Annotated in this window: 24 protein-coding genes and 1 pseudogene; 10 read left to right on the top strand and 15 right to left on the bottom strand. The window is 60.9% G+C overall.

The genetic code is table 11. The annotated features are described in order from the left end of the window. Positions 1 to 11: 11 nt before the first annotated feature. Both ACSSNI_RS12915 and ACSSNI_RS12910 read right to left on the bottom strand, forming a co-directional pair. The gene (locus ACSSNI_RS12915; RefSeq protein WP_200639113.1) at positions 12 to 1,343 is read right to left on the bottom strand and encodes a HAMP domain-containing sensor histidine kinase; all 1,332 of its coding nucleotides are present in this window, start codon (positions 1,341 to 1,343) and stop codon (positions 12 to 14) included. After that, positions 1,343 to 2,044 (bottom strand): response regulator transcription factor, encoded by a 702-nt coding sequence (locus ACSSNI_RS12910; protein WP_200639115.1) that lies wholly within the window; start codon positions 2,042 to 2,044, stop codon positions 1,343 to 1,345. Before ACSSNI_RS12910 ends, ACSSNI_RS12915 begins: the two co-directional genes overlap by 1 nt. A 162-nt stretch (positions 2,045 to 2,206) precedes the next feature. On the opposite strand from ACSSNI_RS12910, the gene ACSSNI_RS12905 reads away from it, so the two are divergent. The 3 genes from ACSSNI_RS12905 to ACSSNI_RS12895 all read left to right on the top strand — a co-directional run bounded on the left by ACSSNI_RS12905 (position 2,207) and on the right by ACSSNI_RS12895 (position 3,631). Beyond that, positions 2,207 to 3,058: a CAP domain-containing protein gene (locus tag ACSSNI_RS12905; protein WP_200639117.1), complete on the top strand. Its 852-nt coding sequence runs from the start codon at positions 2,207 to 2,209 to the stop codon at positions 3,056 to 3,058. A gap of 147 nt (positions 3,059 to 3,205) precedes the next feature. After that, a complete protein-coding gene (locus ACSSNI_RS12900; RefSeq protein ID WP_200639118.1) occupies positions 3,206 to 3,355 on the top strand; it encodes a hypothetical protein in 150 nt (49 codons plus the stop codon). A 147-nt stretch (positions 3,356 to 3,502) separates the two neighbouring features. Continuing rightward, positions 3,503 to 3,631: a hypothetical protein gene (locus ACSSNI_RS12895; RefSeq protein WP_254981026.1), complete on the top strand. Its 129-nt coding sequence runs from the start codon at positions 3,503 to 3,505 to the stop codon at positions 3,629 to 3,631. A gap of 143 nt (positions 3,632 to 3,774) precedes the next feature. Here ACSSNI_RS12895 and ACSSNI_RS12890 read toward each other — a convergent pair whose 3' ends face one another. The 3 genes from ACSSNI_RS12890 to ACSSNI_RS12880 all read right to left on the bottom strand — a co-directional run bounded on the left by ACSSNI_RS12890 (position 3,775) and on the right by ACSSNI_RS12880 (position 7,974). Beyond that, positions 3,775 to 5,697 (bottom strand): methyl-accepting chemotaxis protein, encoded by a 1,923-nt coding sequence (locus ACSSNI_RS12890; RefSeq protein WP_200639121.1) that lies wholly within the window; start codon positions 5,695 to 5,697, stop codon positions 3,775 to 3,777. A 111-nt stretch (positions 5,698 to 5,808) separates the two neighbouring features. Beyond that, positions 5,809 to 7,110, bottom strand: coding sequence for an SLC13 family permease (locus tag ACSSNI_RS12885; protein ID WP_234484550.1), 1,302 nt, complete (start codon positions 7,108 to 7,110; stop codon positions 5,809 to 5,811). Between the two features lie 30 nt (positions 7,111 to 7,140). Then, positions 7,141 to 7,974 (bottom strand): amidohydrolase family protein, encoded by an 834-nt coding sequence (locus tag ACSSNI_RS12880; protein WP_200639123.1) that lies wholly within the window; start codon positions 7,972 to 7,974, stop codon positions 7,141 to 7,143. 196 nt (positions 7,975 to 8,170) lie between these two features. Between ACSSNI_RS12880 and ACSSNI_RS12875 the strand changes: the two genes are divergently transcribed. Beyond that, positions 8,171 to 8,908: a GntR family transcriptional regulator gene (locus tag ACSSNI_RS12875; RefSeq protein WP_159967565.1), complete on the top strand. Its 738-nt coding sequence runs from the start codon at positions 8,171 to 8,173 to the stop codon at positions 8,906 to 8,908. Positions 8,909 to 8,961: 53 nt separating this feature from the next. Here the strand turns inward: ACSSNI_RS12875 and ACSSNI_RS12870 are convergent, their stop codons facing one another. Further along, the gene (locus ACSSNI_RS12870; RefSeq protein ID WP_200639125.1) at positions 8,962 to 9,450 is read right to left on the bottom strand and encodes an RNA methyltransferase; all 489 of its coding nucleotides are present in this window, start codon (positions 9,448 to 9,450) and stop codon (positions 8,962 to 8,964) included. Positions 9,451 to 9,522: 72 nt separating this feature from the next. Next, positions 9,523 to 10,584 (bottom strand): SDR family oxidoreductase, encoded by a 1,062-nt coding sequence (locus ACSSNI_RS12865; RefSeq protein ID WP_200639127.1) that lies wholly within the window; start codon positions 10,582 to 10,584, stop codon positions 9,523 to 9,525. An 86-nt stretch (positions 10,585 to 10,670) separates the two neighbouring features. Between ACSSNI_RS12865 and ACSSNI_RS12860 the strand changes: the two genes are divergently transcribed. Then, positions 10,671 to 11,057, top strand: coding sequence for a winged helix-turn-helix transcriptional regulator (locus tag ACSSNI_RS12860; protein ID WP_200639129.1), 387 nt, complete (start codon positions 10,671 to 10,673; stop codon positions 11,055 to 11,057). 18 nt (positions 11,058 to 11,075) lie between these two features. On the opposite strand, the gene ACSSNI_RS12855 is transcribed toward ACSSNI_RS12860, so the two are convergent. Next, the gene (locus tag ACSSNI_RS12855; RefSeq protein ID WP_200639131.1) at positions 11,076 to 11,525 is read right to left on the bottom strand and encodes a hypothetical protein; all 450 of its coding nucleotides are present in this window, start codon (positions 11,523 to 11,525) and stop codon (positions 11,076 to 11,078) included. 300 nt (positions 11,526 to 11,825) lie between these two features. Here ACSSNI_RS12855 and ACSSNI_RS12850 point away from each other — a divergent pair, with 300 nt between their 5' ends. Beyond that, complete coding sequence (locus ACSSNI_RS12850; RefSeq protein WP_200639133.1) at positions 11,826 to 12,599, top strand: type IV pili methyl-accepting chemotaxis transducer N-terminal domain-containing protein; 774 nt, start codon at positions 11,826 to 11,828, stop codon at positions 12,597 to 12,599. Between the two features lie 59 nt (positions 12,600 to 12,658). Continuing rightward, on the top strand, positions 12,659 to 12,799 hold the full coding sequence (locus tag ACSSNI_RS12845) for a hypothetical protein (protein WP_200639135.1): 141 nt from the start codon (positions 12,659 to 12,661) through the stop codon (positions 12,797 to 12,799). A gap of 10 nt (positions 12,800 to 12,809) precedes the next feature. Here the strand turns inward: ACSSNI_RS12845 and ACSSNI_RS12840 are convergent, their stop codons facing one another. Further along, on the bottom strand, positions 12,810 to 13,913 hold the full coding sequence (locus ACSSNI_RS12840) for a DUF2855 family protein (protein WP_200639768.1): 1,104 nt from the start codon (positions 13,911 to 13,913) through the stop codon (positions 12,810 to 12,812). Between the two features lie 73 nt (positions 13,914 to 13,986). Between ACSSNI_RS12840 and ACSSNI_RS12835 the strand changes: the two genes are divergently transcribed. After that, positions 13,987 to 14,664 carry a TetR/AcrR family transcriptional regulator gene (locus ACSSNI_RS12835; RefSeq protein WP_234484551.1) on the top strand — a complete coding sequence of 226 codons (678 nt, stop codon included), beginning with the start codon at positions 13,987 to 13,989 and terminating at the stop codon, positions 14,662 to 14,664. On the opposite strand, the gene ACSSNI_RS12830 is transcribed toward ACSSNI_RS12835, so the two are convergent. Then, a complete protein-coding gene (locus tag ACSSNI_RS12830; RefSeq protein ID WP_200639137.1) occupies positions 14,661 to 15,431 on the bottom strand; it encodes a hypothetical protein in 771 nt (256 codons plus the stop codon). The two genes, ACSSNI_RS12835 and ACSSNI_RS12830, sit on opposite strands and share 4 nt — an antisense overlap. Before the next feature lie 403 nt (positions 15,432 to 15,834). Between ACSSNI_RS12830 and ACSSNI_RS12825 the strand changes: the two genes are divergently transcribed. After that, the gene (locus tag ACSSNI_RS12825; protein ID WP_200639139.1) at positions 15,835 to 16,578 is read left to right on the top strand and encodes a class I SAM-dependent DNA methyltransferase; all 744 of its coding nucleotides are present in this window, start codon (positions 15,835 to 15,837) and stop codon (positions 16,576 to 16,578) included. A gap of 203 nt (positions 16,579 to 16,781) precedes the next feature. Here ACSSNI_RS12825 and ACSSNI_RS12820 read toward each other — a convergent pair. Beyond that, positions 16,782 to 17,090: pseudogene (locus tag ACSSNI_RS12820) on the bottom strand (DUF2846 domain-containing protein); the annotation flags it as partial. Between the two features lie 419 nt (positions 17,091 to 17,509). Further along, positions 17,510 to 18,205 carry a GNAT family N-acetyltransferase gene (locus ACSSNI_RS12815; RefSeq protein WP_200639141.1) on the bottom strand — a complete coding sequence of 232 codons (696 nt, stop codon included), beginning with the start codon at positions 18,203 to 18,205 and terminating at the stop codon, positions 17,510 to 17,512. 309 nt (positions 18,206 to 18,514) lie between these two features. On the opposite strand from ACSSNI_RS12815, the gene katG reads away from it, so the two are divergent. After that, the gene (katG, locus tag ACSSNI_RS12810) at positions 18,515 to 20,746 is read left to right on the top strand and encodes a catalase/peroxidase HPI (RefSeq protein WP_200639143.1); all 2,232 of its coding nucleotides are present in this window, start codon (positions 18,515 to 18,517) and stop codon (positions 20,744 to 20,746) included. Positions 20,747 to 20,957: 211 nt separating this feature from the next. Here katG and ACSSNI_RS12805 read toward each other — a convergent pair whose 3' ends face one another. From ACSSNI_RS12805 to ACSSNI_RS12795, 3 genes are all read right to left on the bottom strand, one after another. After that, the gene (locus ACSSNI_RS12805) at positions 20,958 to 21,305 is read right to left on the bottom strand and encodes a cupin domain-containing protein (RefSeq protein ID WP_200639145.1); all 348 of its coding nucleotides are present in this window, start codon (positions 21,303 to 21,305) and stop codon (positions 20,958 to 20,960) included. A gap of 188 nt (positions 21,306 to 21,493) precedes the next feature. After that, on the bottom strand, positions 21,494 to 23,461 hold the full coding sequence (locus ACSSNI_RS12800; protein WP_200639147.1) for a methyl-accepting chemotaxis protein: 1,968 nt from the start codon (positions 23,459 to 23,461) through the stop codon (positions 21,494 to 21,496). A 446-nt stretch (positions 23,462 to 23,907) separates the two neighbouring features. Next, positions 23,908 to 24,807, bottom strand: a complete 900-nt coding sequence (locus tag ACSSNI_RS12795) for a DMT family transporter (RefSeq protein WP_200639149.1) — start codon at positions 24,805 to 24,807, stop codon at positions 23,908 to 23,910. Positions 24,808 to 25,149 lie beyond the last annotated feature (342 nt).

Raw genomic sequence — 25,149 nt, 5'->3', positions numbered from 1 at the left:
GCATTTACAATCTATACACTTCGCAGGCGGATGATCATGCGTAACCCGGACGCTCCGTTCTCGGCCCAGATCGCGCCGCCCTGCATCACCACCATGCTGCGGGCGATGGCCAGGCCCAAACCGAAGCCGTCGCCACCGGGTCGGGCTGCGCTGAGCCGAGCGAAAGGCCTGAAGATCACCGGCAGTTTCGCCTCCGGTACACCGGGGCCCTGATCCTCGATGCGCAGCTGCCAGCTATCACTGTCTCGATTGGCCGTGAGCCATACCACGCCTTGCGCCGGGGAGTAGCGAATGGCGTTGCGCAGGATATTTTCCATGGCCTGCGCCAGCGCGTTGAGATTGCCGAGCACCTGACAGCATTCCGGTATCTGCGCCTGTATGCGTTCACGCGGCCAGCCGGCCTCGAAACAGGCGTTTTCGCAAAGCAGGTCCCAGAGCGCCGCAACGTCCACCGGCTCGCATTCGAAGCGGGGCTGCTCACTGTCCAGCCAGGCGAACTCCAGGGTGTTATCGACCAATTGCTGCATGCTGGTGATTTCGCGCTCGGTGCGGCTGCGCATGTCTTCGGCGCCCAGTTCGCTCTCGCAGGCGACCCGCAGTCTGCTCAGCGGCGTGCGCAGCTCGTGGGAGAGATCGCGCAACAGCTGTTGCTGCTGGGCGACGGAGTCGCGCAGGCGCTGCGTAAGGTATTCCAGCGAGCGGCCCAGTTCGCCCAGCTCATCGTTGCGTCGCGCGATGGAGGGGGGCAGCAGGGAGTCGAGGCGGTTGCCGCGTAAGGCGTTTGCCTGTCGACGCAGGCGGTCCAGCGGAGAAACCAGCATCCGGTAGAGAAGCCAGCAGAACAGCAATGACAGCAGCACCAACGGCAGATAGACGCCGCCCGCAGTGAGCAACGCATGGTTGCGCCAGGGTCGGAAGCGCTCCGGCAACTGGATGATCAACGTAGCGGCGCTGCCCTCCAGCGGTACCGAAACCAGTGGCAGGCCGTCATAGCGCCTGCTCATGGGCCAGTCATAATGCCGCACGAAGGTGAGCTTTTGCCGTTCCTCGTCGCTCAGCGTTTGCCCGCCCAGCGGTTGCAGCTGTTCGTCCACCACCACCAGCCAGCCCGGCTCACGTTCCTTCATTGCCATCAGCCACTGCGCCATCGCCTCTGGGCCCTCCTGCAGCGCAGCCTGGGCTTCGCCCGCATAGCCACTGAGGGTGTCGCGCGCCTGTTCAGACAGAAACGAGCTGGTCCTGTCGATATAGCGGCCCACATAGCCGCTGGCCCAGATCATCGACAGGCAGAATCCGGCCACCAGCACCACCAGGCGCCAGAACAACGAATGACGATTGGGCATCAGCTCGCCTGCAGTTCCAGCACATAGCCTTTGCCCCACACCGACTCCAGGCGCAGGGTCAGCACCTGTTCGCGCGCCAGCTTGCGACGGATGTTGCTGACGTGCATGTCCAGGCTGCGATCATGCTGGGAAAAACCACGGCGTAGTGCCTGCTGGTAGAGAAACGGTTTGCTCAGCACTTCTCCGGCTGCCTCGTACAACACCTTCATCAGTCGGTACTCGGTGGCGGTAAGGCCGACCCAGCGCCCCTCATAACGCAGGTCGCAGCGCTGGTCGTCGAAGTGCACCGCATCCTCGTTCGCCGCTGGCGTTACGCTTCGCTCGTAGGCCACGCGCCGCAGGATGGCGGCGATGCGCACCTGCAATTCCTCGATACTGAAGGGCTTGGGCAGATAGTCGTCGGCCCCGCTGTCGAAGCCCTGGATCCGATGCGCCTCGTTACCCAGCGCGGACATCATCAGCACCGGCGTGCGGCGTTGCTCGCGCAACCGGGTCAACAGCTCCATGCCGCTGAGTTCCGGCAGCATCACATCCAGCAGGATCAGGTCGTACGTCGCTTCGCTGGCCAATGCGAGGCCGGTCGGGCCGTCATTGGCGAGGGTGACGTTGAAGCCGCGATGCTCCAGGGAGGTTTTCAGGTGAGGGCCGAGGATCGGATCGTCCTCGATGGCCAGTATTAGGCGAGTTGCGCAGGTTGACATGCAGAGTTCCGGTGCAAATAAGAACGATTATAGATTGCCGTTAGGGCAGAACAGCAAGCGCGACCAGCTGTTTCAGCAGCGTGAGTCGCCGCTCGGGCTCGACTTTCGAGGTGCACCAAGTGCATCTTCAGCGTCCGCGATCCGTGCTATCTGGAGATGTCCATGCGCCTGCCTTGTTTCTCATTTCTGCTCATGACGCTGCTGAGCGGTAGCCCTGTCGCTATGGCGACCAGCGCAGGAGAGGAGGGGCAATTGATCGAGACGATCAACGCCTATCGCAGCGAAGTACAGCGCTGCGAAGAGCGGGCGAGCGAAGAGCTGACAGCGCTGTCACCGGACCCGCGCCTGGTGTTGCCCGCAACCGGCGCCGGTGATCTGCAGGGCTCGCTGGGCCGCAACGGTTATCCGATGGCCAATGTGCAGGCCATCAGCCTGTCCGGACCACGCGATGCGCAAGCCGCCATGCAGGCGCTGCGCGAAAGCTTTTGTCGCGTGGTGCTTGACCCGCAGTACGTCGATATCGGCGTAAGCCGCGAAGGGCGCGACTGGCGCATCGTGCTGGCACGGCCAATGCTCGGTGGGCACCTGAAAGACTCCCAGACTGAAGGCCAGGCGCTGCTCGATGAGATCAACCGTGTGCGAGCCAGCGCACGCCAATGTGCCGGAAAACCCTTCGCCGCGACCGCTCCGCTGAACTGGAACGCAACGCTTGCCGGTCTCGCCGAAGCCCACAGTCGAGCCATGGCTAATGACAACTTCTTCAGCCATCTGGATCGTGACGGACGAACGCCGGGCGACAGGGCCGAGCTGGCAGGTTATCCCGGGGCTCCAGTTGGCCAGAACATCGCCGCCGCGCTGGATCGACCGCGACAGATTGTCGAAGGCTGGCTGGCGAATCCAGGACATTGCGCCAATCTCATGAACCCGCAATTTACTGAAGCGGGCGCCGCCTATGCGGTGGACCCGCAGAGCGATGCCGGTATCCATTGGGTCGCATTCTTCGGCGCGCAATAGAGGCTGCTGGGACGAATCCTCTATGGTCAAGAACAGCAAACGTCCGTTTTCCGATCGGGCTTGGTCGCCAGCGAACATTTGGTGGGTCGGTGCGTTCGAACAAGGGAGCCGCTCAATCTTGCCGGCAACAGACCAGGAGCCAACAACATGACCGACCCTAAAGACCCGCTCAAGGATGGCCTGACCCCACCGGACTATGACGAATATGGCGACGCGCCTGATTCGGGCGAAAACGACCCGGAGGAAACGGTAGAGCCCAAAGACGAGCCGAATGCTGGAGAGAGCCCGCTCGGATAACCGGCGGCACCTGTTTCATTGGTTGCAGAGGGCCCTTCGCCAAGCAGCGCACTGGACAATTCGATCGGCCCAGCCTAAAAAGACGCGCCCAAGCTCGGTAGCAACGTGCTAGTCAGCAGTCGCGTTTTTTTCAAAAGCAGGTAGATCGTGAGAAAGAAAAAGCCAGTAGACCCTGTTCGGCAAGCAGAAAAGAACCGTGCGCATCGGATCGGCTGGGCAATCGCCGTGGCCGGCATCGTCGCCGGTTTCATTCTGGTGATGATGAAACCGGCGTGATCCCGCTGTACTGCTGTTCGGGCTCTATTTGCAGGCATCGGCGACGGACATCGGCTGGGTATCGCGCAATACGGTAATCGGTGCGTCGGCCGTGAGTGTTCCGGGCTATGCCGACGCCGCTCTACCGCGCGAGGTGCCCTGTGCTACACGCGAAAACGACTAACCATCGCCTGTAGCTCGTTGCCGAGGCGCGCCAGCTCGATACTCGATGCCGCAGTTTCATCACTGGCCGTTGCGGTCTGTTCGGAAATGTCGCGCACGTTCACTACGCTGCGGCTGATTTCCTCGGCTACCGCGCTCTGCTGTTCGGCCGCAGCGGCAATTTGTTGGTTCATCGCCTGGATGTTCGAGACCTTGGCGGTTATCCCGTTCAGCGCCAGCCCCGCCTGGCGGGTCAGCCCAACGCCGCTTTCGGTGAGGCTGTGGCTGTTACGCATCGCGACCGCCGCCTGCTGCGTGCCCTGTTGCAGTCCGGCTACCAGTTGCTCGATCTCTTCGGTCGATTTCTGCGTGCGCTGCGCCAGGCTACGAACTTCATCAGCGTCCACTGCGAACCCACGACCCGCCTCACCGGCACGTGCGGCTTCGATGGCTGCATTGAGGGCTAGCAGGTTGGTCTGGTCTGCCACGGCCTTGATTACGTCCATGACGCTGCCGATCCGGTTGCTTTCCGACTCCAGCTCGGCCATCGCCCCGCTCGAGCGGAGCATCTCCTCGGACAGCCGCTCGATCTGAGCGATCGCCTCGGATACGACGGCGTCACCGGCACGCGCCTCACGATCAGCGTCCGTCGCGGCCATCGAAGCGTCCTCGGCATTACGCGCGACTTCCTGCACCGTGGCGGCCATTTCATGCATCGCAGTGGCAACCTGATCGGTTTCGATCTTCTGGCTGTTCATTCCCGCGCTGGTCTGCTCGGTGATGGCCGACAGCTGCTCCGCAGCGCTGGCCATTTGTGTAACGCTGTCGCGGATCCCGCCGATGAGCTCACGCAGGGTCGCCGCCATGCCCATCACGCCCTGTTGCAGCGCGCCTATCTCGTCCTGTCGGTCGATGTGGTGGTGGTCGGTCAGGTCGCCCGCGGCGATGTTCCTGACCACCGCAAGAGTCTCGGCCAGGGGGCGGGTGATCTGCCGGGTGATCACCCAGGCGGCCAACAAGCCGATGAGCAACGCCAGGGTGGTGACGGTGAGTTGGGTGACCTGAGCCTGCACGGTTTCCGCGTCGCGTTGAGCATCCTGGGTTTGGGTCAAACTCATGCCGAGATGGTTGATCTCATCTGTCTGGCTTGTCATTTGCTGGCGTGCCGCTGCGATGGCTTCGGTCTGGGCAACGACGGCATTGAGGGCGGTGAGATAGCCATCGAGCGCCTGTTCGGTAACGGCTACCTGGGCGGCGAAGCCGTTTCCAAGCACCGCCTGCAGGCGTGCCGCGGAGCGCCGGGCCTGGGCGATCTGCTGCTCGACCAGCGAAGCCACCTCGGCTGTGGGCGTCGTGTTGTAGCCTCGCATCTGGTAGCGCACCAGTTGCCAGTTCATGCGCAGGTCTGAGATGGCCTTGAAGGCTGCGTAGCGGTTGGGCGCGTCGTCCGGCATTTGCTCTACAGCCTTGCCGATGGCGTCGATTGGCTCGCTGGCGAGCTTGGCCTGCCTGCCCATCTCCGTGCGTGCAGCGTTGCCGGCGGCGTAGGCGTCACGCATCGTGTTCAGGGATTCGCCATAGCGCTGAATCAGTTCGCCTTGCTTGTGCAGGAGCGCCAGGTTCTCGGGCTGGAAGAAGCTTTTCGAGACCGCCTCAAGGCGAGACGAGAACCCGTCTATAGCCTCGTCGACCGCCTTGCCCGCTTGTGGATCACCGTTTTCGAGCATGTAGTGCAGTCGCGCCACTTTCAGCTTGCTTAGCGATTCGTTGAGCGAAGCGATCTGCTCCATCAAGGCGCTGCGGTGCGTGACCCCCTTTAAGCCGAGCCAGCCGGACGCGGCCAAGCTTGCGGTCAGTAGCAGCACCGAGCCGAAGCCGATCGCCAGCTTTCTGGTCATGCTGATATTGGCGAACCAATCCTTCATTTGATTTTCTCCTTACCTCAAAAGGGCGGCCGGGCCGAAGTGCCCGGCCGCCGCTGACGACTCGTGTGGCGTCTCTGCCCATGACCCGCTGTCCGGGCCATGGCGACGTCGTCAGTAGACGAATGTCAGCAACGCGTTGAATACCAGGGCGGCAACGAAGCCCAGGGGCGCCGCTCGAAACAAGAGTTGTGGGAACAGTGAAGTGCGGCTTTGCCCCGTGGGGCATGAGCCGAGGATGAGGCTGCCACCGGAGGAGAATGGCGAGATCGAAGTGGCCTGCGCGCCGACCACGATGGCAACGAAAAGCACCATCGGGTCGACCCCGAGCGCCGCGGCAATTGGCGGCACCATCGGGAACAGGGCCGGTGTCACCACGCCCAGTGTGCTGGAGAACAGCGACATGAAGGCTGCGACGATACCGAAGACGATCGGCACCATGATCGGCGGAATGCTGTTTCCCATCCAGGAGGCGAGCAGGTCGATGGTCCCGGCCTTGATCGCGACCGAGATGAGCATGCCCACGCCGCAGATCATGATCAGCGTTGCCCAGGGCACCGAGGCCATGGCCTTGCGCTCGTCGCCCAGTTTGAGCAATAGGGCGATCACGGAGAACAGGCTGGCGATCAGGCCGATGTCCATTTTCGAGTTGATGAAGCTGACCGTCGCGTTATCCGGGAAGGCGATCTGGGTGATGGGCGCTGCCAGAACGATGGCCATCATGGTCAGCGTCAGCCACAGGGTAATCTTCTGTTCGCTGTTCAGCGGCGTTGGCTCGGCTGCCACGTACGCCGTAGCCTTCATCGCCTTGCCGTGTCCCGTGAAGAACACCAGCATGGAGATCACCACCAACGGAACCACCAGGGTGCTGACGAAGATCGCCGCGGCGTTGATGAAGGCCTCGTTTTCCGGGATTCCGGCGTTGACCATCAGGCCGCGAAAGATGATGCCGCTTTGGCTGGAGACGAAGTTCGCCCCGCTCAAGGCCCCGTAGTTCACCGCCATGCCTCCGGTGATCAGACTCATCCCGGTGCGCTCGCACAGCAGCAGGGTGATTGGCGCCATGAATGCCAGCACCGTGTAATAACCCGCGCCCATTGCCGAAATCACCGTGGCGGTGAAGAAGACTGCGAAGGGCAGCAGCTGGGGCATTGTTCGGCAGCGGTAGATCAGATGCTCGGCCAGCTTTTCCAGCGTGCCGTTGACGGTGGCGAAACTGTAGAACAGGCATACCGCGAAGATGATGAAGAAGATCTTCAGCGGCCACATGCTGATGACTTCGGAAGGGCTGAGCCCCATTCCGAAACAGCCGATCAGGTAGGCAAAGGCGATGGCGAACAGACCGATGTTGATCTTGGTCTTGTAGCCAAGGGCGACGGCAACCACGATTGCCGCGACGACAAGCAGGCTCATCATGAGAGAAGTCCTATTGTTGTTATGGATCGTTTAGCGGGAAACGCCGAAGCCGAACAGCTTTGTCGGGTTATCCAGCAGTACCTGGGCGCGTTCGTTCAGGTCCGGTAACAGCGCCGCGATGAAGGCGACCTGTCGGTCGTAGTCGGTCTGATCCTCGAACTGGGTGTTGGGCCAGTCGCTGCCCCAGATGAAACGCGAGAGACCCCCGCCGGCCTCGCGCACTTGCGCCAGAACCCGCTGTGCCTGAGCCAGATCCGACTGGCTGCGGTAGGGCGCAGACAGCTTGAGCCATACGCGCTCGTCGCCGAGCAACGAGAGAAAGGCCACATGGTTGGGCTTGGTGCTGTCGATGCCGCCAATGGGCAGGCCGAAGTGATCGATCACCACGTCGACGCCGCAGGCCAGGATGGCCGGAACGATCAATACCACGTCATCGATGCCGCGCTGAATCTCGACCTGCCAGCCACGCTGGGCCAATCGCTGGAACAAGGCGCTCCAGGCGTAGCCACGGTAATCGGCCAATTTCTTGCCGATGAGGTTCAGACGAACACCCACGACGCCGGCCTCACCCAGTTCGTCCAGCTGCGCCTCGCTGACGTCCGGCTCGACTACCGCCACGGCACGTAGCCGCTGCGGATAACGGCGTAGCGCCTCGAGCAGGTGGCTGTTGTCGGTACCGAGAAAACTGGGCTGGATCAGCACGCCGTGGGCCAGGCCATGACGGTCGAGGTGTGCGAGGTAGTGCTCGATCAGCGCATCGTAGTGCGGGCTGTAGCGGCGCCCTGGCACCATTGGCAGATCCTGGCGGAAGATGTGCGCGTGTGCATCTATGCCGTGCAGTCCGGGCGAAAGGAGGCGATCCATAAGCAAAGACCCTGGTCGATTGTTGATGTGACTGACGTAGACGGCAGGCCAAGACGCGAGCCTAATCAGCGCTGACACTCAAGCTGGATAACTAGTCATATATATGAATGTATGACCATATCTGCAATGCTGGATATCTGTCAATCGACACCGCAGTGATAAAGTGGCTGCGCCTCGGATATGGACTGATAAATAGATGAACACCTCGACACTCGGATATGACGAGCGCCTGCCGCTCTATCAGCGCCTGAGAGAAGAAATGCTGGCCAAGATCGCAGCTGGGGAATGGACGCCCGGCGCACCCATTCCCACCGAAGCTGAGCTGACCCGGCATTACGGCGTAGCCATCGGCACGGTGCGCAAGGCGGTGGATACGCTGGTCAACGAGGGGCTGCTGTTGCGCAGTCAAGGCCGTGGCACCTTCGTGCGCCGCCCGAACTTCGATGCCTCGCTGGCGCGCTTCTTTCGTCAGGTAGATGCCAGTGGCGGACGGGAAATCCCCACCAGCCGCATCCTCTCCAAGACGCTGCAAAAGCCGTCGCAGGGGGTCACCAACGCTTTGGAATTGGGCAAGGGCGAGCAGGTCGTGCACATGGAGCGCCTGCGCATGATCGAAGGCCGCACGCTGTTTCACGAAGATATCTGGCTTCCGGCCAATCGTTTCGGTGCGCTGATGGATGTCGACCCCGAGGACTTTGGAGAGCTGCTCTATCCGTTCTACGAGCGGCAATGTGGCCAGTGCATAGCCTCGGCTAAGGAAACCCTCACCGTTGGCGCGGCCGACGGCGACATGGCTGCAACCCTTTCGATCGAAGAGGGCGCCCCGGTCGTCACCATCGAGCGCATCGCCTTGGGCTACGACCGATCACCGTTGGAATACCGCCTCACCCGTGCCGCGGCCGAGGGGTTTCGGTATCAGATCGATATCTCCTGAAACGCCAAGCGAGTGCGGGCTTCTCTATCTGGGAGTGAATCTTCGGCAGCGGATCAACAGGGTTTAGGCGCCGCTCCAAAACCGGGGCCGGAGCGGGTGTTGTTGCCCTTGGCCAAGCGGTCGTAGAGCACCACGTTGACCGTTGCAGCGAGGTTCATGCAACCGTTGGTGGGGATATAGATCACGTCCTCGCACCAGTCACGGATCTCTTTGCTCAGTGACCCATCTTCTGCGCCGAAGATGTACAGCGCGCGATCCGGATGGGTGTATTCAGGAAGGGCTCGCGCACCTTCGACCAATTCCACGGCGACCGGCACGCAGCCGAGCGGCAGGATCTTGCGCAGATCATCGATGTTGATCAGCGGAATGTCCTGATGGACTTTCTTGGTGTCAGTGATGAAATCCTTGGCTCGGTCGTAGCGAGTGCCGGTGTAGAACACCGACGCCGCGCCATAGCAGCCTGCTGCCCGCATGATTGCGCCGACATTGGAAGGCGACTTCGGATTGCTCAAGCCGATGCAGGCGTAACGTTTGTTGCTCACTGGAAAAGACTCGCGCGGAAAACGCGCGAGTATACGGGACAGTCTCGTCTCCAGCCGGTTGCCTTGTCGCGATCAGGGAATGAGCTTGCTCGCACGCAGTTTGGCAAAAACCTCGTAGAACGCATCGTCACTCGCCTGGTAATCCAGAAAGCCAAGCTTTCGACTCTTCGACATGTCTGTCACCACCTCGATAGGCCGACCCAGGTCGGCATCGGTGTGCCACGGCGAAATCAATTTGCCTATGTCCGCCTCGGCCAGTTCGAACTGTTTAGCCATCTCAGCCCATATCGGCGCATCGCCCGCCATCTGTTGTTCCAGCGGAGCGGGCTGGCCATCGAATGGCGCCGCTTCGATGCCAAACCACTCGGCAATGCGAGACCACATCCACTTCCAGCGGAACACGTCACCGTTGACGATGTTGAAGGCCCGGTTGGCGGCGGCCGGTGTAGTCGAAGCCCAGTGCAGGTGCCGGGCCAGCTGGCCTGCATCCGTCATGTCGGTCAGGCTGTTCCACTGGACTTCCGAGCCCGGAAAGCGGAAGGGCCGACCGGTCTGACGGCAGATCGAGGCGTACACGGCCAGCGTCGTTGCCATGTTCATTGCGTTGCCGACTGCGATTCCGGTGACGGTGTGGGGGCGGTGAACGCTCCAACTGAAGCCGTCACGCTTTGCTGCGGCAAATACCTCGTCTTCCTGGGCGTAGTAGAAATTCTCGACGTCGAGCCGCCCTTGTTCTTCACGAAACGGCGTCTGCGGCAGCGAGCCTTTGCCGTAGGCTTCAAACGGGCCAAGGTAGTGCTTGAGGCCGGTGACTAGCGCGACGTGGCGAACCGAGTGGGAGCTGCGGACGGCTTCGAGTACGTTTCGAATCATCTGCGCATTCACGCGTATGTTCTCCGCCTCGGTGGCCTGGCGAGCCCAGGTGGTCAGAAAGAGGTGAGTGGGCGAAACGTCGGCCAGCGCCGAAGACAGGGCCGTCGGGTCCAGCAGGTCTGCACTGATCGGAGTAACCCCGGATTCCTGACTCGGCCGACGCGCGAGCCCGGCGACCGCCCAGCCTTCTTTGGCCAGCAGGCTAGACACCGCGCTACCCACGATTCCACTCGCGCCGACCACCAGTGCTTGATTTGTCATCTTCAGACCCCAAAAACGAAACAGGCCTGCACCTTACCCACTCGAAAATGCCGATCCAAGTCGGCACCAAATGGTAACCATCCCCCATGCAACCCGGCTCTGACGAAGGACAATGGCGCGAAGACTGCGCCCCAAGACGCGTGCTCGAGATCTTCTCGACCAAGTGGACCAGCATGATTCTGCACACCCTGCATGCCCGTCACGACGGCACCGCGCGCAGCGGCGCGTTGCATCGAAGCCTGCCGGGTATATCCAAGAAAATGCTGATCCAGACGCTGCGTGAGCTGGAGGGCAGCGGGCTGATCGAACGACATACGCTCGATACAGTACCGCCTGCCGTGAGCTATGCACTCTCGCCACTGGGCAAGCTTATGGTCCAACCCATCGAGATGATCTACGACTGGGCGAGGCAGAACTCAGGTGCGCTGGACCAGCTGCAGCCGAGACGTACGTCGCGCAGGCGGGGGGAGTAAGTGAACTCATGCGTATCCTCAGGCGGGTTTTGTTTTCGCCATCTGGAAACCGATAAAACAAAAAAACAGGCCCAGCCCTGCCCAGAGGCAAAACGCCGCAAATCGTGCGACTGACTCACCAAACAATTGAGTAGCGAGAAGAATGAGACCGCAAATAGATCCGCATCGGCCGCTTCCGTCCGGCAGTGATTGCCTGTCAGCAAGAAAGCCCATCCCATAAAACATGCCAAATGCACCCAGTAGGATCAAGACCATCCCTATTGGTCTCAGGCTGGGCTCGCAATCTGAATTTAACCGTTTTTCGGTATGCCCTTTCAGCACCATGGTCAAGGCGAGTAGAAAGGTTACGAATCCCAAGAAAACGGCGATGTCAGAGAATCGGGCCGTTGGGTTTGACATGAGCGCTGCAAGCGTAATCCCTCCCGCACCCAAGATGATTAATTGTAAAAGCCTGCGTAGTGCTTTCATTGAAACAGCCTTTGGATCAATTCACCCAAGCCCGCAGGTGGACGTCAGGAATGGGCATTTTGGGGGTGCAACGGGATGGTAGCTTTGGCTGCTTGCTTCTCGCGCTTTGTTTTATGGTGCATCGCGTCACACTTCCATCACTCCACGCCGCCGCTTTTGACCTTTGCAAGGTTAGAGAAAGGTAGCGCGAATCCAATAGCGCTCTGAGCGGTGCATCAACGCGATTGTTTGCGGCGGGCTCAGACGCTGGTCGCAGATGCGGCCTGCGCTCATCTTCAAAGCCAGAAAGGATTTACCGTGTTGATCAAGAAATCTCTGCGCGCGCTGCTATTGGGTTGCAGTCTGCTGAGTGCGACGTGCTGGGCGGATATAGCACCTTTGGAAATCATGAACATGGCCGGTCTGCAGCGCAGCCTAGGGCAGATCGTGGCCAAGGATTACCTCATGATCGGAGCCGGCGTGAAAGTGGACGAAGCCACTAAACAACGTGCCGCAAGCCTGGCCTTGTTCGAAGATCACCATGCCCAGCTCAAGGCGGCTGCGCCGAGTGACGCCATTCGCGTTGCGTTGAACGACGTGGAGCGCACCTGGGCCGATTACCGCGCTCTGGCGGCCAGTACGCCGGACAAGGCCCAGGCTCCGCTCGTACTGGCGAAGGCCGAAGAGCTGGTTCGCCAGACGCAGCAAGTCACCGACCTGTTCGAACAACACAATGGCGACGTGGCCTCGCATTCAATCAACCGCAGTGGCTGGAACCGCGTACTGACGCAGCGCACCGCCATGTTCTACATGGCCCGTGCCTGGGGAGTGCAGGACCCGGCCCTGGAAAAAGACTTTGCTGCTTCGGTGGAGGAGTTCGGCGCCATCATGGCCGAGCTGCAAGCCAGCGACGCACCTAACCAGGAAATCGCTGAAGCCCTGCGCAAGACCGACGCCCGTTGGAAGTTCGCGAGCAAGGCCTTCACCTCCAAGCAGTTCGTGCCCACCATCGTCGCCGTGAATGCTGAGTCAATGTTTCGTCAGCTCAACGAAATGACCCGCCTTTACGCCGGCTTGCACGACAACCGACTGTAACCCCGCGCTCGTGCATCTATCGGACAGGTGTACGGGCTCTCAAGCAGTTCAAACAAGCGATGTTGCCTTGGTACGTATTGCTGATCTCGTCGCCGGTCATCGTCGATCCCTGGTATGAGTTCGACAGTGACGCTGCGAGTGGCTCGGGATTCGCCAGCCGCAGCAGCGTGCTGCATCCGGCTGGCGTGGCATCACGCTAGCCGGATGTGCTCAGTCGAGGACCACAGCGTGGCCTTCCAACGGGTTGATATCGCCTTTGATCAGGGCTTCGGCCAGCGTTTGTGCGGCTTCGAGACCGGCGTGTTCGTTGACCTGCATCCAGGGCTGCTGCGCATCGCTTACCCGGGCGATGAAGGCCAGTTGCGCCTCGTTGAAGCGACGGGTTACCTCGGCGGCGCCCCAATCAGCGTTGCGCTTCTTGATCTGGTAGGGCGCGAAATAGGGCTGTGGTTGCGGCCCGGTCAGCGCCTGATCAGGCTCGCTGTATTCATGGTTCTGGGCTGAGCCGGCGTAGCAGTCGTACACCAGGGCGTCTTTGAAATGGCTATGGATCTGCTGGCGAAGACTGGCGCTGCCGGAAAAGTCGACGTAGAGGGTGGGCACGCCGGGGTCCAGCGAAGCGAGCTGGTCGTAGCCAACGGCTTGGCGATAGCAGCCCAGCTGCTGCACGAAGCGGGTATTGCCCGAGGATGTCAGGCCAATGACTTGCACGACCGGGTTGTCCTGCAGGCAGAACGCGGTGCCATACGCGGTCTTGCTCGAGGCGCTGGACATCACGATCTGACGCGCACCAAAAAAGGCGTTGTCGTCGAGGAAGTCGGCCAGCATGAACGAGGTGATGAACAGCGGGCGCAACAGCATCTGGTAGTTCTCGCTCTCAGCGCGATAGGCGTCGTCGCTGCTGATGCGCTGGTACTGATTGTAAGCAGAGGTCAGTTCGAGCCGGTGTTCGGCGCCGTCATAGAAGCCCCGATCAGTGACCCGCACCGGCTGCATGACCAGATGGCTGGCGATTGGCCAAAAACCATAGAAGCGCTCGCCCTTTGCCAGGCCATCGACAGTGCTCTCCACGACCTCGGCGAAGCCCCAGGCCGGCATGTGAAACCACTCGGCATCGCCAGTCGGAAAGAAGTCCCAGTAGCGCAGGTGAGGGGTTTCGCCAAAGGCTGCATAGGTGACGTTATTGGTGGTCAGCGCCAGTCGGCTGATCCGCAGCAGGGCTTCGCCGGGTTTCAGCTCCGGCATCGGCTCGGTCTGTATGCGGCTCTGCTCCATGTCTTTCTTGTTGTTTTGCAACTGGCGAATGACGCTCATCAATGGCACCTTGGCTTCGTAAATGGACGGCATTGACTGTAGCCCTTTCGTTTAACCGCCGGGTTCGGATTCCATGAAGACACCATCGCCGAGCGCCAAGCCGCTCAAACGGCCTACCCAGGAGCGGGCCAAGGTCACCGTTCAGGCGATTTTCGACAGCTATGTTCGGATATGGCAGCGCGATGGCTGGTCTCGATTGACGACCCGCGCGGTCGCTCTGGAAGCCGGCGTGGCCATTGGAACCCTGTACGACTACTTCCCCAGCAAGCACGCGTTGCACTCGGGCTATGTGCGCTATTGCGTTGAGCAGATGCTTGATACCATCGACGCGCAAGCGGTAGCGCCCATGGCGCTTGCCTGGCCCGAGCGAATTGGGCGGCTGGTACGTACGCTGGCCGGCGTCGAACCACAGCTGCCCTGGTTTCACCCGGACATGCTCGAACTGGAAACGCTGGTCGCCGAGCCCAAGCATCAGCGCCGGGTTTATGAGGACTTATTGGGCGCCTGGCACCGAGTCATTGACGCCGCGACCGACCTGCCGCTGCGCCCTTCGGCTGCGGCCCTGGAAGCGCTTCATCTTTCGCTGTGGGGCGGGCGTCGTTACGCGATGCTGGTGCAGCTCGAAGCGGATCGAATGACCGAGTGGGCTGAGTGCATGGAGCAGCTGTGCCTACGCACGCTTGAGTCGAATCAGAGCCGCAGCAGTACCCGAAGATACCGCCGCGGCCCCGATGATCAAGAGGCTGATTAGCCCTTGGTTGGCGTGGTCAGGTTCTGCAGGATGTCGGCCAAGGTCGACACGTTGTCGTGGATGACCACGTGGAAACGGTCGGACTCAAGATAGCTGCGCCAATCGGCATCGGACATCATCAGAGGTTGATCAATGTCCTTCGACAGCTTCTCCAGGCGATCTCGCGCCTGCTTGAACTGCTTCGGATCGGCTGTCCAGCCATAGTTATTACCCGCTCGCTCCATGGAGTTGAGCAGATCACTGGTGGTCTCGCGCAGGTCGCGCAGCTGCTCCAACACGTTATTGCCGGTCAGCACCTGAATGCCCTTGGTTTGCCAGTTCTCAGCGAGAATGCTGGAGACCTGCTCAAGGTGAGCGCCCAGGCTCTTGACCTGCTTGGTGACCGTCACGCTGTACTCTGGGCCACCCATCCAGTCCAGCCATTCCTGGTCCGTGGCTTCCGCTTTTTCGTCCAGCACAGTTTCCATCTGCTGTAGCTGTTCTTCGATTTTCGAAAGCCGCTTTTCCTGCTGCTCCCAGTTGCCCAGGCCCAGACCCTCTTCTGCCATAAGCAGCGCGCCAACGAAGTCAACCGCGGTTTCGCGGACATCATCCACCGCATCTACCACGTTATGACCGACGGAGATGGTTTGCATACCAGCGCCGGCCTTTTGGCCTGCTTGAGCCGTCTGGTTCGCCTGCTGGGCGACCGCCGCGGTGGGCAGCCCCATGGCGAGGGATGCGGCCAATACTGCTGCCGATAGGGAAGTCGATTGCTTGAAGTTCATCTATGTCTCCTCCGCTTGCGATTTCGGGGAAACGAACTGCATTTCGCTTGAAACTATCCAGCTCGCTTACAAGTTTGGGCGTGCGGTGGACTTGGGAGTTCCTTGAAAAACTCTTCGATCTACCCGCCGGTCGTTTCATCTTGCATGCGGGCATTGTTCGACCGCTTGCGCGCCCACCAAGCGTCGATGAGGAATCTGCGGTTTTGCATCAGCGGTGTTTCGGATGCTTACAAGCGGCTACGGGGAGAGGCCAGCTGTCGACATTTGTTGAAGCTCGCTGGGCTAACGTCTTCATAGCGCTCGGTGCCGTCATCGACAGCGTCACGCCCGGCGCGACGCCGGTTCCAACTGGCGATATGATGCGCGCCCGCCAACGCTCCACGCCTACCTCATTCAGGTCATCATGCCCGGCACCGCCATCTATACCGACCTGTCGGATTACTACGATCTCATGTGCGCTGATATCGACTACCGTGCGCAAAGCCACTGCATCCAGCGCCTGCAAAAGCTGCTCGGCAATGGCGGCAGCCGGCACCTGGATCTCGCCTGTGGCACCGGTCCTCATGTGCGGTATTTCATCGACGCGGGATTTGAAAGCGCCGGGCTCGACATCAACCAGCCGATGCTGGACAGGGCAGCTATACGCTGTCCGGAAGCTCGCTTCTCCCGGCAGGACATGTGTGGCTTCGCAGTCAGCCAGCCGGTCGATCTGATCACCTGCTTCCTGTATTCCATCCACTACAGCGGCCAAGTCGCACGATTGAAGGCCTGCATCGCCAGCGTGCACGATGCATTGGCGACCGGTGGCCTGTTCTGCTTCAACGCTGTCGACAAACATGCCATCGACAATGATTCATTCGTATCGCACGACGCGAGCCACCCCGATGGCATATTCAACTTCAGCTCTGGCTGGTACTACCCGGGCACGGGTGATCAGCAACTGTTGAGGCTGCGAATTCAAAAACAGACAGCAGGGCACAGTCAGCGATGGAACGACGAACATCCCATGGTGGCACTGAGTTTCGCCGAATTGAGCGAGCTGTTGCGACCGTACTTCGAGGTCCACGTCCTTGAGCACGATTACGAAAAGATCCTGCCCTGGAACGGGACGTCCGGGAACGCAATCTTTGCTTGTGTGAAGACTTAACGAGCTTGGCGTTGACGCGAGGTTTTACCGTTTAGCACCCAAGTCAGGCTTTGCAACGGTAGAACTGTCCATCTCGTTTTGGGAACGCGCAATGCTTGTATATACACAATAAAAAGCCCCGCATTTGCGGGGCCTTTTACATCTGCTTTCATCGATTGTTTAAGTCGAAAACTGGATCAGCAGCGGACCGTTGATAGGGGCTATCAGCGAGCGAGTTCGGTATTCGCTACGGCTTTCTGGCCTTCGCTTTCAGCTACTTCGGTCAGCTTGGCACCGCCGACGAACACGCCCATTTTGATTGACTGACGAACATAGTGGTTTTTGCCGCCTTGTGCGTTCAGCTCCAGCAGGTTATCACTGAATTCCGATTCGGTGGCAAGCGTGTGCGGGCCCGGCGAGACGAGGCGGTAGAAGTAAGTGTTTGCTGCGGTTTCGCCGATGACTTCCCCGTCTATCTTCACCGACTTCTTGAGCGCGGCTCCGAGCATCGAGTCGCGGAATATATACAGACCGGCCTGATCTTTCGGTGGTGCTGGGAAGGATTTGAACGCCTAGTCCTTCTCAGGAGATTCCATCGGTACCGACGCGCAGCCGGTCAGTACGGCGAAGCTCAGCGCTGCGGCGCTCATCATGAAGTGCTTGAACATATGTACTCGTTCCTGAGTGTAAGGCTGAAGCTGGGTAGCTATTAAATTGCCAGCACGCGCACATTAACCTTGGAACTTATACGGACAAGGCTTGCAAATCGATTTGGTGCTGTGGATCACGTTTTGCCAGAGAGATCGGATAGTCGGATAGGCGGTGAACCGGTCAGCGAAGGGATGCACAGCGACCGCGGCCGAATTGTTTCCTCGCCTCTAAGAAGCACCTGTCAGGCATCGGATGGAAAGCAAACGGCCGAACGGCACGTGGGTCTGTACGCGCAAACAAATCAATGCAGCCGATTGGCCGTCGAGGATGTCTGCGTCAGATGAAGTGCCTGTTGAGCCAGCTCATCGAGTAGTTGATCGCGGCTTTTCTCCGCGTCGCTCATGGCTTGCGCGCCGTGTTGTTTGACCAGGTAGCCATGGATCTGGCGAACTTCCTGTGACTTGAAGATGGGCTCCAGGTCCTGCACTGCCACCAGGCCGCTGGACGCCTGGCTTCGGGTGTTCATGACGACCTGAGGGCCGCGAGCCGCCAATGGCTGAAAGCCCAGCGATTGAAAATACGGCACCTTGCTGGCCACGCACGCCACTTCCCCATGCGGATAACGCGCCAGCATCGCTTCGACCATGGCGCGCCCGATGCCCTGCCGGCGATGGCTGGCCTGCACCGCCAGATAGAGCAGCGCACAGGCGTCGGGATCGTCCACGTACGGCAGATACAGGGCAAAACCGAGCAGGCGTGCCGGGTCTTCGGCGTCCAGCGCCATGATCAGCTCCGGCTTGCCGTTCTGTGCGCCGTCCATGCTGTCCAGGTAGCGATGCACTTCGAAACCCACAACGTACTGATACAGCTGATACAGCGGGTTGCTGGGCGCAAGTGACACAGGGCTGACGTCGCTGAGATAGTCCACCACCATCTGCAACAGCTGGCTCTCCATCGATTCCGGCGGTGGGGTATCCAGGTGGGCGAGGGTGAACATCGGCAGGGCTCCAAGTGGGTCAATCGCTGCATTGTACCGGGCGTTCAACGCGAGCGACGCAGAAGAAGACTTCCCGCTTACACGCGCTAGGAGAGGGTGAGCCTATCGTGGCGATAGGCAAATTTGCTGTTCAGCGCTTTGCATGCCTTTGGCGTACGGAAAACTGCTTTATGGCGAATTTTTAGCGAAGATTTGACGACGTTGGCGACAAACTGCCGCTAGATGGGGAGCTCAGGCAGTCTCGGGCCGAGTGCTAAGTTCTATTCAGCGGCGCGTCAACGCGTCAACCATAACCCTAAGGAGCAGAATATGAACGCTGAAACTGGAGAAAACGCGGGCGGTGGATGCCCGTTCGGCCACGGCGCGGGTGCACCGCGCAAGCGTCCGAGTAATAAAGACTGGTGGCCCGAGGCGCTGAGCCTCACTTCACTCAACCAGCACTCGCCGCGCTCCAATCCCTACGGCGGTGATTTCGACTACGCCGCTGCGTTTGAATCCCTTGATCTCGACGCGGTCATCGCCGACTTGCACGCCCTGATGACCGACTCCCAGGACTGGTGGCCGGCCGACTTCGGCCACTACGGCGGCCTGTTCATCCGGCTCGCCTGGCACAGCGCCGGGACCTACCGCATCACCGATGGCCGCGGCGGTGCCGGCGGCGGTCAGCAGCGCTTCGCTCCACTTAACAGCTGGCCGGACAACGCCTCGCTGGACAAGGCCCGCCGTCTGCTGTGGCCGATCAAGCAGAAATACGGGCGCAACCTCTCGTGGGCCGACCTCTATGTGCTCACCGGCAACGTGGCGCTGGAGTCCATGGGCTTCAAAACCTTTGGCTTTGCTGGCGGGCGTGCCGATACCTGGGAACCGGAAGAACTGTTCTGGGGCCCTGAAGGCACCTGGCTGGGTGATGAGCGCTACAGTGGCGAACGCCAGCTGCACCCCGGCCTCGGCGCCGTGCAGATGGGTCTGATCTACGTGAATCCGGAAGGCCCGAACGGCAACCCGGACCCGAAAGCTTCCGCCATCGACATTCGTGAAACCTTCGCCCGCATGGCGATGGATGACTACGAAACCGTTGCGCTGATCGCCGGTGGCCACACCTTCGGCAAGACCCACGGTGCAGGCGATCCCTCGCTGCTGGGCCCTGACCCGGAAGGCGCCGTGATCGAAGATCAAGGCCTGGGCTGGCGCAGCCGGTTCCAGACCGGAGCGGGCGCGGACGCCATCACCTCCGGCCTCGAAGTCATCTGGAGCCAGACGCCGACCCAGTGGTCCAACTACTTCTTCGAAAACCTGTTCAACTTCGAGTGGGAGCTGACCAAGAGCCCGGCCGGAGCGCACCAATGGGTCGCCAAGGACGCGCCGGAGGTCATGCCGGATCCGTTCGATCCAGGCAAGAAGCGCAAGCCGACCATGCTCACTTCTGACCTGGCGCTGCGCTTCGATCCGATCTACGAACCGATCTCACGGCGCTTCCTGGAGAACCCGGACGAGTTCGCGGATGCGTTCGCGAAAGCCTGGTTCAAGCTGACCCACCGCGACATGGGGCCTGTTGGTCGTTACCTCGGGCCGCTGGTGCCGCAGGAAACGCAGATCTGGCAGGACCCGATCCCCGAGTGCGACCATCCGTTGATCGATGAGGCTGATATCTCCGCGTTGAAGCAGAAGATTCTGGGCATGGGCTTTTCCGTGTCCGAGTTGGTGTCAGTGGCCTGGGCTTCGGCTTCGACCTATCGCGGTTCGGACAAGCGCGGCGGTGCCAACGGTGCACGCATTCGCTTCGCGCCGCAGAAGGATTGGGAAACCAACAATCCGGCGCTGCTGGCTCGCGTGCTGGAAAAACTGACCGAGATCCAGACTGAATTCAACGCCTCGGCCACCGGCGGCAAGAAGGTCTCCATGGCCGACCTGATCGTCCTGGCCGGCTGTGCCGCGATTGAAAAAGCGGCACAGGAGGGTGGGGTGAACGTCACCGTGCCGTTTACACCGGGCCGGATGGACGCCGAGGAAGAGTGGACCGATGTGCAATCCTTCGAGGCGCTGCGGCCGGTCGCTGATGGGTTCCGCAATTACTACCACGAGTCGCACTTCATGGCGCCCGAGGAAGCGCTGGTCGACAAGGCGCATCTGCTTCGGCTCAGCGCGCCGGAAATGACCGTGCTGGTGGGTGGTATGCGCGTGCTGGGCACCAACGCGGACGGCGGCCAGGACGGCGTCTTCACCAAGCGCGTGGGCACCTTGTCGAACGACTTCTTCGTCAACCTGCTGAGCATGCAGAACGAGTGGGTCGCGACCGAGCACAAGAACCGCTATCAAGGGCTCGACCGCAAGACCCGCCAGCCCACCTGGACCGCCACCCGTGTAGACCTGATCTTCGGTGCGCAATCGGAGCTGCGTGCCCAAGCCGAGGTCTACGGCATGGCAGACGGCAACGAGAAGTTCGTCCAGGACTTCGTCAAAGCCTGGGACAAGGTGATGAACGCGGATCGGCTCGATATCGGCAAACCGGCCGATAATTTCAGCCAGAAGCTTTCCGCTTGAGCCTCGCGGCGGCGCCTCTGGGCGCCGCCGACGCTTTCATGCACCGCGACGCAGAGCGGGCGGCCATAACGGTTGCCCGTGGCGAGCGGCTTCGTATGATCCTTCCGGCGGTCCAGTGCTGGCCTGCCTATCGTGTAACTGGCGGACGGCTCAGCTGTTCGGCCGACGCTTGCCGTAGCACCGATTCGACGCGCGTCCTGCGCATTACCATTCAGGCAAACACGAAGTACTTGCGGACGGTCTCGACGACTTCCCAGGTGCCGGTCATGCCGGGTTCCACCACGAAGATGTCACCCGCCTTGAGGTGGAGGGGCGCCATGCCGTCAGGCGTGATGATGCAGTAGCCTTCCTGGAAGTGGCAGTACTCCCATTTGACGTATTCCACGCGCCATTTGCCGGGCGTGCAGATCCAGGTCCCCATGATCTTGCTGCCGTCATCGGAGGTGTAGGCGTTGAGGTTGACGGTGTGCGGTTCGCCTTCGATTCGCTCCCATTTGCAGGCATCGACGACAGGCATGGGCTGGGTATCGCGCAGTACGGTGATCGGTGGGTTGGACATGGGCGCTCCGGTTAAGACGTGATCGGGCGCTTACCATAGGGCGCTGCTGCCTTGGTCAATTGTCTGGGGTCGACGCCGGGATGCCCATCAGCGCATGGAGCGTCGTTGAGCACGCGGTCGTCGTCCGCCAACGCTTAACCCAGTCTCAGCCGAGCGGGGCAGCCCCGAAGGGCTGGCCGCTGCAAACGTTACTGCGTGCGGAAGCGCCCGACCAGCTGCCGGAGCGCGCTGCTGAGTTGCCGCTGCTCCTGAGAGTAGCTTTCGACTTCCGAAGCCTGGCTCGACACCTGGGCAACCGCGTCGCTGATGGCCACCACGTTGCGGTTGATGTCCTCGGTAACCAGATGCTGTTCCTCGGTGGCAGTGGCGACCTGGGTGGTCATGTCACGGATCATCTGGACGGCATTCTCGATCTCTTCGAACGCTCCCAGGACCTCACCGGACAGCTCGATGGCCTTGCTCGATTCGGTCAGGCTGCGATCCATGCTCGCGGTCACCTCGCTGATGCGGCTGACCAGAAGGTTGAGGATCTTGTTGATCTCGCCGGTTGAATCCTGGGTGCGCCTGGCCAGATTGCGTACCTCATCGGCCACCACGGCGAAGCCGCGTCCTTGTTCGCCAGCACGTGCCGCTTCGATGGCCGCGTTGAGCGCCAGCAGGTTGGTCTGTTCGGCGATCTGCTGGATGCTCGACAGGATGGTGTTGATGCTCACCGTTTCGCGTTCGAGTTCTCGAATCACCTTGCTCGAACCCTGGATGCTGGCGCCAAGATCGTTCACCCCGGCGGTACTGCGGGCGATCACCTCCTTGCCAACGCGCGTCGCTTCCAGACCCTGTGCGGAGACTTCTGCCGTCCTGACGCAGTTGTGCGCCACCTCGTTGGCCGCCGAGGCCATCTCGGTGACAGCGGTGACGATCTGCTCCACAGCACTCGACTGGCGCTGCAAACTGTCCGACATGGCGGTGGTGCGCTCGTTGGTCTGGCTAGAGACGCTGTCGATGCTGACGGCGTTGTCCTTGATGACGGTGATCATCGACTGCGTCGACTCGATGAACTGGTTGAACCACTTGGCCAGTTCGCCGGTTTCATCCCGGGCCAGCACGGGGAGGCGATGGGTCAGGTCACCCTCGCCCTGGGCAATCGTGCGCAGCCCGTCCTTGACCAGATTGATCGGGGTGACGATGCGGTTGGCAAATATGACCCCGGCGATACCGAACAGCACCACCAGCACTGCGCAGGCGACCAGCGTCATCCACGCCAGCCTGTGTGCGCCAGCCAGGATTTCGTCGACCTGCATGAAGCCGACAAACTTCCAGCCCAGAGTCGGCGAGGTGAAGACGTTGGCCAGATAGTCGACGCCATCGATGTTTACCTCGATCAGGCCGTTCTCTGTGTTTGCGATGTTCGCGACGTAATCGCCCGGCAGCTCGCTGAGCTTCTTGAAGTTGTTTTCGGGTTGGTGGCCGTCAACCAGCAAGGTTCCGCTGTTCTCGACCAGCATGAAGAAACCGGTCTCGCCGAAGCGGGTTTTCTGGACCATGTCGGTCAGCGCCTTGAGCGACACGTCAGTCGCCACCACCCCGGCGAAGTTGCCGGCCTGGTCCTTGAAGGCTTTGATCACCGACACGTAGACCGCGTCGTCCGGTTCCCAGTAATAGCCATCCAGGCGCGTCAGCTGGAAATTGGCGTCTTTGCCCAGGGTAAACCAGGGGCGCCCGCGCGGGTCCCAATCGCCGTAATCTCCGGTACCCGGCCACTCCACGTAACCGCCCTGGGCATCGCCCATGTAGACGTAACCGAAGTTCGGGTTGTTGTTACCGATACCCGAGAAGTAATCGAAGATTTGTTTCTCGCGGCCCCCATTGGCCGTGGCGGTGGCGCCGGGTTTGCCGGGCGCCCCGAAGTAGGTGGTCAGCTCGCCAGCCTCGGTATCCTTGACGGCGGCAAAGTCGGCCATCGCCGACACGGTATGGCTGACCGAATCGAACAGGGTCACAAAGGTGTTGTTCACCAGCTGAACATCCAGGCTGCTGCTTTCCTGAAACTGGACCTTGGCCTCCTCGGTTACGTTGCGGATGGTGAACAGGGCCACGACAAGGACGGGAACAAGCGTCGCGACCAGAAAGCTTGCTAGCAGTTTGTGTTTTATTTTCATTGTTCAACGGCCTCTGGCCAGTTCATCAAGACGTCCACGCCGACCTGCGCTTCGTTCTGCGGGGAACCCTCGCGCAATCCAGTGCGCTTCGCGGCCGCGAAGCGCCCGATTCCTCAATCGAATCGATCGCTGGCGAGTCGCGGCCGGCAAGACGTTATCGGCACGGGTCTGTCAAGCCTTGAGGTTGCCCCGTATCTTTCCGACCAATGCACTTTATGGCGCAAGGACGGGGCTTACAGGGACACCGGGTGTTTCGATGTACGTCACCTCACGGGCGATCGGCCAAGCGCCGTTGGCAGTTCGCCAGGGGCGGTACCGGTCTGTGAAGTGTCCACTCGCTGCCTTCGCTGTTAAGCCTGACGCGCTTCGGCGCTTATCTCGCGGCTGATCCGCGGCCGCAGCGACTTAACGGAGGCTTCCGGCGCGCATGGCGTCTCCCTTGCGGTTTACTTGTCCGCCACCAGACAGGGTTTCGCACCGGGGCCGGACGGTCCGTGCGATGCGGGGCGCCGACGCAGACTCAATCCGGCGTGAACCACCAGTGTCGCAATGACCAGCGCGCCGCCATAAAGCGTTGAAGTTGCGGGTGTCTCGTTCAGGAAATACCAGGCCCACAGCGACCCCAGCACGCTTTCCAATAGATAGAAGAGCGCGACTTCCGCAGAGGGCAGATAGCGGGTTGCGTTATTGATCAACAACGTGGCCAGCGGCATCTGGATCAGGCCCATGATTGCCAGTGCCCAGTAGCTTGTCATCTCCAGGCCCAACGGTTCGGCCTTGGGCCAGGCAATCAGCGCAGCCGCCAGGCCGCCGAGCGCGATGAGGGGCATCCTTTCGATGGCGGGGTGGCGGCGCAGCAGGGTGAGATTGGCGCCCACCGCTGCCGAGGACAACAGCGCATAACCGTTGCCAGCCAGATCGGTGGGGGTGAAGGCTCCGGCGAAGACCACCATGATCCCCAGCGCCGCCACGCCGATGGCCAGCCAGGTGTGCAACGCCACCGACTCGCCCAGGAAAAAGCGTGTGAACAGGGCGGCGAACAGGGGCGCCGTGCTGAGCACGACCACCACGTTGGCCACCGTTGTATGAATGACCGCGAGCACGAAAAAGATCGAAGTAAAGGCCAACAGCAAGGCCGAGGCGGCGCTGATCAGCGGTTGCGCCTTGAGACTTGCCCGACTTTTGGCCGACAGCGAGAACGCACCCAGCGCCAGAAACATCAACAGCCCCCGCCAGAACACGATGCTCCAGCCATCGGCCTGTGCCAGGCGCACCAACAGGCCATCGAAACTGAGTACGACGATGCCGCTGCTTACCAGAAGCAGGCCGCGCGCTGAATCGTTCAATCGTGGGTCCTCCGTTACCGCTGCCGGCGCCTGTCGTTGCCCTGGCGCGGACTCGCTCTAAGCCGCGTCCGGACGCTGCGGCCATGATGGCGGCTTTGTTAGCCAAGCACCTGCCCAGAAGCGCCCCGGCGCACTGCAGTTCGCGACTTCAGCGGCTGCTATTGCTTGCCCCGCGGCGTGGGAGCTGATCCGTAAGCGGCCGTTTTGGCCGGAGCATGTCACGCCGTCAGATCTCTCCCCACAAGCGCCTCGAAGGCGAAGTTATCCGTTTTTGCGGCTGATAAAGATTCGCATATACGAGCCGTTTCGCATGGTCCTATAATCCGCGACTTCTTTTTTGAG

Source organism: Stutzerimonas tianxiuensis (genome assembly GCF_053470365.1).
This window is presented reverse-complemented; position numbering and strand designations above follow the sequence as displayed.

Excerpts from the sequence above, each read along its gene's own strand:
- ACSSNI_RS12915 (WP_200639113.1), bottom strand. The coding sequence starts at position 1,343 with ATGCCCAATCGTCATTCGTTGTTCTGGCGCCTGGTGGTGCTGGTGGCC.
- ACSSNI_RS12910 (WP_200639115.1), bottom strand. The coding sequence starts at position 2,044 with ATGTCAACCTGCGCAACTCGCCTAATACTGGCCATCGAGGACGATCCG.
- ACSSNI_RS12905 (WP_200639117.1), top strand. The coding sequence starts at position 2,207 with ATGCGCCTGCCTTGTTTCTCATTTCTGCTCATGACGCTGCTGAGCGGT.
- ACSSNI_RS12900 (WP_200639118.1), top strand. The coding sequence starts at position 3,206 with ATGACCGACCCTAAAGACCCGCTCAAGGATGGCCTGACCCCACCGGAC.
- ACSSNI_RS12890 (WP_200639121.1), bottom strand. The coding sequence starts at position 5,697 with ATGAAGGATTGGTTCGCCAATATCAGCATGACCAGAAAGCTGGCGATC.
- ACSSNI_RS12885 (WP_234484550.1), bottom strand. The coding sequence starts at position 7,110 with ATGATGAGCCTGCTTGTCGTCGCGGCAATCGTGGTTGCCGTCGCCCTT.
- ACSSNI_RS12880 (WP_200639123.1), bottom strand. The coding sequence starts at position 7,974 with ATGGATCGCCTCCTTTCGCCCGGACTGCACGGCATAGATGCACACGCG.
- ACSSNI_RS12875 (WP_159967565.1), top strand. The coding sequence starts at position 8,171 with ATGAACACCTCGACACTCGGATATGACGAGCGCCTGCCGCTCTATCAG.
- ACSSNI_RS12865 (WP_200639127.1), bottom strand. The coding sequence starts at position 10,584 with ATGACAAATCAAGCACTGGTGGTCGGCGCGAGTGGAATCGTGGGTAGC.
- ACSSNI_RS12860 (WP_200639129.1), top strand. The coding sequence starts at position 10,671 with ATGCAACCCGGCTCTGACGAAGGACAATGGCGCGAAGACTGCGCCCCA.
- ACSSNI_RS12855 (WP_200639131.1), bottom strand. The coding sequence starts at position 11,525 with ATGAAAGCACTACGCAGGCTTTTACAATTAATCATCTTGGGTGCGGGA.
- ACSSNI_RS12845 (WP_200639135.1), top strand. The coding sequence starts at position 12,659 with ATGTTGCCTTGGTACGTATTGCTGATCTCGTCGCCGGTCATCGTCGAT.
- ACSSNI_RS12840 (WP_200639768.1), bottom strand. The coding sequence starts at position 13,913 with ATGAGCGTCATTCGCCAGTTGCAAAACAACAAGAAAGACATGGAGCAG.
- ACSSNI_RS12835 (WP_234484551.1), top strand. The coding sequence starts at position 13,987 with ATGAAGACACCATCGCCGAGCGCCAAGCCGCTCAAACGGCCTACCCAG.
- ACSSNI_RS12830 (WP_200639137.1), bottom strand. The coding sequence starts at position 15,431 with ATGAACTTCAAGCAATCGACTTCCCTATCGGCAGCAGTATTGGCCGCA.
- ACSSNI_RS12825 (WP_200639139.1), top strand. The coding sequence starts at position 15,835 with ATGCCCGGCACCGCCATCTATACCGACCTGTCGGATTACTACGATCTC.
- ACSSNI_RS12815 (WP_200639141.1), bottom strand. The coding sequence starts at position 18,205 with ATGTTCACCCTCGCCCACCTGGATACCCCACCGCCGGAATCGATGGAG.
- katG (WP_200639143.1), top strand. The coding sequence starts at position 18,515 with ATGAACGCTGAAACTGGAGAAAACGCGGGCGGTGGATGCCCGTTCGGC.
- ACSSNI_RS12805 (WP_200639145.1), bottom strand. The coding sequence starts at position 21,305 with ATGTCCAACCCACCGATCACCGTACTGCGCGATACCCAGCCCATGCCT.
- ACSSNI_RS12800 (WP_200639147.1), bottom strand. The coding sequence starts at position 23,461 with ATGAAAATAAAACACAAACTGCTAGCAAGCTTTCTGGTCGCGACGCTT.